Source organism: Ruegeria sp. BHSB056 (genome assembly GCF_059613305.1).
Genome location: NZ_JBXWSG010000142.1, coordinates 1 through 4,831 on the forward strand (window position 1 = coordinate 1; position 4,831 = coordinate 4,831).

Below are 4,831 nucleotides of genomic sequence, written 5' to 3' on the forward strand. Positions count from 1 at the left end.
CGAGTAAGGGGAACACCGTCTGCCATTCATCGCTCACCTTGCCGCCAAAGATCGACGTCATCGAACCCTGGCTGTCCAGGTCGATGACCAGCACCTTGTAACCGTCCAGAGCCGCCGACATGGCCAGATGCGCGCAGGTCGAGGTTTTGCCAACACCGCCCTTGAAATTGGCCACGGACACGATCTTGGCAGGTAGCCCGTTGGGCCGGTAAGGGCGGTACTCCTTGGCTTTGGACCCCTCCGAGGCAAAATGCGCCCGCAGCCGCAGAACCTCATCCAGCGTGAACCACTTGGCACCGCCTTCCGTTTCGGACTGTCCCTGCGGCAGATCCGGGTTGCCCTTCAGGACCCGGCGAAAATGAGCAGGCGCGACAGGGATCAGATATTTGGTGATTTCCCAGGTTGAAAACAGGCGCAGCTTTTTCTGACCGTTTTCTTCCAGCCCCCGGCTCGCCAGGTCGCTACGCCCCCGGGCACAGGCATCCGCGATTTGTGAAAACTCACCCGTGCCGGTTGGATTTCCAAGTTCAGCATAAGCCAGATCCGGATCGATATTGAAATAGGGGGGAAGCCCCTCGGAGGTTGCTGCTCGCATTGAAAACCTGCCTATGTGCTATGTTTTGTTCAATATACCACAAAAGGAAGCATGTGGAAGCATAATGAGCATAAAACCGGATTTTCTAAGCAATAATAAGGGGTAACTATCGATTGAAACGTTGGTTTTGAGTGTCGGGCAAAAAAATGTCCAGTTAGAATATTGTTATCTTACTAGTTACGGCGAAATCCTGATGTTCTTAAGTATAAGAAAAAAAAGAGGTTTTTGTATTCTTGAGCACCCATAGTGAATCTGATCCCACGATCAGGCGACTCTGATCCCACGTTGTGGTGACTCTGATCCCACGTTCCGGCGGCTTTACGCGTCCTGTGGATAACTCTACGGTGGGCGTCAATAAAACCACGAACAAAGATTCGGGCAGGACATATGGGCAGGGCAGTATGAGCGGGTCAGGGGCGTTGTTGCCCGACCGGCACCCAACGGGTGATTTTTTTGTATGCGATATCTTCGATGCGCTGCCCAAGACAGATATGGGCTCGATGGAGCATCCGATGTTTTCGCTCTCGACCCGGCCGGATCGCCGGATCCTCAATTATGAGCATAACGGGGTCGAGATTACGGTGACGCCTTCGGTGCGGGGACTGGCGACGATCCACGACAAGGACATCCTGATCTTTTGCATCAGCCAACTGATGGCAGCGATCAATGCGGGCCGGACGGTTAGCCGGGTGTTGCATCTGAAGGCGCATGATCTGCTGGTGGCCACCAATCGCGAAACCAGCGGCGATGGCTACAAGCGTCTGCGCGAAGCGTTCGAGCGGCTGGCAGGCACCCGGATAACCACCAACATTGTCACAGGCGAGAAGGAAACCACCACCGGGTTTGGCCTGATCGAAAGCTGGGAAATCGTCCGCCACACCCGGGCAGGCCGGATGGTCAGCGTCAGTGTGAAACTGTCGGACTGGCTGTTTCGCGCGGTTCTGGCGAAATCCGTGCTGACCCTCAGCCGCGATTACTTCCGCCTGCGCAAACCGCTCGAGCGGCGCATCTATGAGCTGGCCCGCAAACATTGCGGTCGCCAGCCCGAGTGGCGGATCTCGGTCGAGGTGCTGCTGAAGAAATCGGGCTCGGCCTCGCCCCGGCGGGTGTTCCGCAAGATGATCCGCGACATGATCGCAGCCGATCATCTGCCCGATTACGAGATGACCGAAGAGCCCGGCGACCTGATCCGCTTTTCGCGCCGTGGCCAGGTGATCGAGGGACCGGACAAACCGATCCTGCCGTCACAGGCGCTGGAGGAAGCCAGGGCTATGGCACCGGGCCGCGATGTCTATGCGCTGGAAGCGGACTGGCTGGCCTATTGGGCCGCGTCCGGTCGCCCGCAGATCAGAAACCCGCAGCGGGCGTTTCTGGGCTATGTGGCCAAGAGGGTCGCCGGGCGGGATTAGCGCTTAGCTGGAATAGGCGGGGTTTTGTTTCTGCACGCGTGTCTTCACGGCTTTGACAGCACCGATGACGATGAGAGCGGCAATGATGAACAGCCAGCCGAAGAGGACATAGCTGCCCAGGGCCATAAGGATGGACGCACCGGAGAACAAAGCAAACCCGCCGGCGCACAGGCCGACAAGAATGGCTATTCCGATAACTCCGATCATGTTCTCCAAGTCCTCCGGCTATGGTCTTGGTCTGGCCAGCCCTCAAGTGGTTGCAGTTCAGCCATTGGGCAGATGCCCATAATGATTTCGCGGTGAAATCATGGCAAAACTTTGAACTACAGAGGGTTAAAATTTGGTTATTTTTACCGGGAGGAGCTTTGCTCCACTACTCGTGCCACACCGCTTTATAATTTATTGAGACATAGGAATGTCTGAGAGGATAGTTTCTCAAAACTTTTGTGACAGCAATATGGAACGCCCGCACCCCTGAAAATGTGCAAAGGTTCGCCTATGGCACCGCTCTGTCGATCCGCGGTTGATTGGATGGAATGCCAGATGAGCGTGCGTTTCGGCCGCCGAATGGCAGGGGGGCTGAGGGTCACATCTTGACCAGACGCCCGTCCGTCACCCTGATCCCCGCTTTTTCAAAAACATTGCGCGTATCAAAAACCAGCGCCGCCTTGCGCGCAACCAGACCGTAATCCGGGGCGCTGTGATCGGTGATCACGGCCACCGCCGCATAGCGTTTCAGGTTTTCTGCTGTTAGCGGCTGCGAGGTCCGGCCCGCAAGCTGCGGATATTCGCCACCTTCGGGCAGGCGCGGGAAATAGGGGTCGTGATAGTCAACCTCGGCCCCCAGCTTTTCCAGCTCGTCCAACAACACCAGCGCCGGGCTGCGGCGGGTATCCTCGACATCGCGCTTATAGGCGATACCCATCAGCAGGATGCGCTGTCCGGTCAGGGGCTGCCCGGTCTCGGCGATGGCCGAGCCGTTACGCGCCGCCAGTTCGGCGGCCATCCGTGCCGCCAGCATGGATGGCACGGCGTCATTGCTGGAGCGGGCCAGATTGATGATCGGCGTATCAGATCCTGCATCCGCGGCACGCCAGGCCAGATAGGCCGGAGACACCGGGATGCAGGCCCCACCAATTCCGGGACCGGGATAGAAGGGCATGAAGCCAAACGGTTTGGTGGCCGCGGCCTCAATCACTTCCCAAACATCCACATCCATCGCCTCAAGCGCGGTCTTCAACTCGTTGACCAGCGCAATATTGACGGTGCGAAAGCTGTTTTCGACCAGTTTCACTGCTTCGGCCGTGGCGGCCGAGCTGACCGGAACGGCGCTGGTGACGATAGCGCGGTAGAAATCCTCGACCAGTTGCCGCGACAGCGGATCGTCGGCGCCCACCACCTTCGGGATGCTGTGCGTGTCGAACTTGTCATTGCCCGGGTCTTCGCGCTCGGGCGAAAACGCCAGGAAGAAATCACTACCCGCGCGCAGACCGCCCGCCTCAAGGATCGGCTGAACCAGTGTGGTCGTGGCACCGGGCCAGACGCTGCTTTCCAGCACCACCATCTGACCGGGGCGCAGATGCTGCGCGATGGTTTCGGCGGCGGCGGCGACAAAGCGCATGTCCGGGTCTTGTGCATCGGTCAGCGGGGTCGGCACGCAGATCAGGATGATATCGGCCTCGGCCAGTGCCGCGGCGTCCTGCGTTGCGCGGAACCTGCCGCTGTCTACCGCTTGTGCGATCCGGTCTGACGCCAGATACGATATAACCTGATCGCCCTGATTGATCCGCGCCACCCGGTCAGGGTTGAGATCAACGCCGGTGGTATCGAACCCCTCATCATAGGCAGTCAGCGCCAGCGGCAGCCCGACATAGCCCAGCCCAACCACAGCAACCCGCGCATCGCGCGCCGCGATAAGCTGCTTGAGGGAAAGATGGTGCGAGGTTTCGTAGTTCATAATCTATCCTGATCGTACAAAGTCAGACTGAAATCAATGTGCGGTTTGGCCGTCGGAAATTCAGGCTCTTTCCACGGATAGGGCGGAACGGGGGCGAATCCAATATATTTGTCGGCCCGGTCCGAGACTGCAGTACCGTGTTTCCCAAAACGCCTCAATTGTTGATGTTTTCATTAATTGTTTATCTTTTGAAACGAGCTTCCAGATAGGGCCGCGTGGCTTCAAGTCCGGCTTTCAGGTCATAAGCGGGCTCATATCCCAGCCGTGCACGGGCATGATCAATCTGGCACTGTCCTGTGCCCGAGAATATCTCCAGCATATAACGGTCAGGGTACAGTTCGTTTTGCTTGGGCAGCCGTTGTGTGGCTGTGTGGACCAGCCTTTCGAACCGGTCCCGACCGATCCAGGCGCGCGCTATGGCACTGACCCGTGCAGCCAGCGACTGTGTGTCTGGTGCTTCGCCCGGCTCTTCATCGGGCAATCGGGCCCGGAGTGTTTCCTGGGGAATGAGCACGATCTTCCCTCGGCCAATGATATCGGCATAACCGGACAGCAGGGCCGACCAACTGACGGGGGTGGGCCCCGAGATGACGAACCGCTCTTGCTGCAGGTCTTTTAGCGCTGCCGCGCATAACATGGCCTGTACCAGATCGTCCACAAATACAGCGTTGCACAGCCCTTCGGGTTTGGGCAGCACCACGGTACCAGCGGCAAGCCAGCGGGTTAGCTTATCCGTCCAGAGCATGCTTCCGGGCCCGTAAACCAGTGTCGGCTGCAGGATCGCAGCGGGGCAGTTTCCTTGCAGCAGAGCCTGCTCCATCGCAATCTTGGCGCGCCGATATGGGTCAGCCTTGCCGTTTGAGATCGGGG

General features: G+C 58.4%; 5 protein-coding genes. 1 reads left to right on the forward strand and 4 read right to left on the reverse strand.

The window, feature by feature from the left end; translation table 11 throughout:
* Nucleotides 1-595: nucleotide-binding protein (locus AC2FND_RS19490; RefSeq protein ID WP_496771374.1), on the reverse strand; the 595-nt coding region annotated here is incomplete at its 3' end.
* A gap of 401 nt (nt 596-996) precedes the next feature.
* Here AC2FND_RS19490 and AC2FND_RS19495 point away from each other — a divergent pair.
* A complete protein-coding gene (locus AC2FND_RS19495) occupies nt 997-2,004 on the forward strand; it encodes a replication initiator protein A (protein ID WP_496771375.1) in 1,008 nt (335 codons plus the stop codon).
* Nucleotides 2,005-2,007: 3 nt separating this feature from the next.
* On the opposite strand, the gene AC2FND_RS19500 is transcribed toward AC2FND_RS19495, so the two are convergent.
* The 3 genes from AC2FND_RS19500 to AC2FND_RS19510 form a co-directional block, all read right to left on the reverse strand.
* Nucleotides 2,008-2,211: a hypothetical protein gene (locus tag AC2FND_RS19500; protein WP_480484468.1), complete on the reverse strand. Its 204-nt coding sequence runs from the start codon at nt 2,209-2,211 to the stop codon at nt 2,008-2,010.
* A 379-nt stretch (nt 2,212-2,590) separates the two neighbouring features.
* Nucleotides 2,591-3,961, reverse strand: a complete 1,371-nt coding sequence (locus AC2FND_RS19505) for a nucleotide sugar dehydrogenase (RefSeq protein ID WP_496771376.1) — start codon at nt 3,959-3,961, stop codon at nt 2,591-2,593.
* A 181-nt stretch (nt 3,962-4,142) separates the two neighbouring features.
* Nucleotides 4,143-4,831 (reverse strand): NAD-dependent epimerase/dehydratase family protein (locus AC2FND_RS19510; RefSeq protein ID WP_496771377.1); only part of this gene is annotated, 689 nt, incomplete at its 5' end.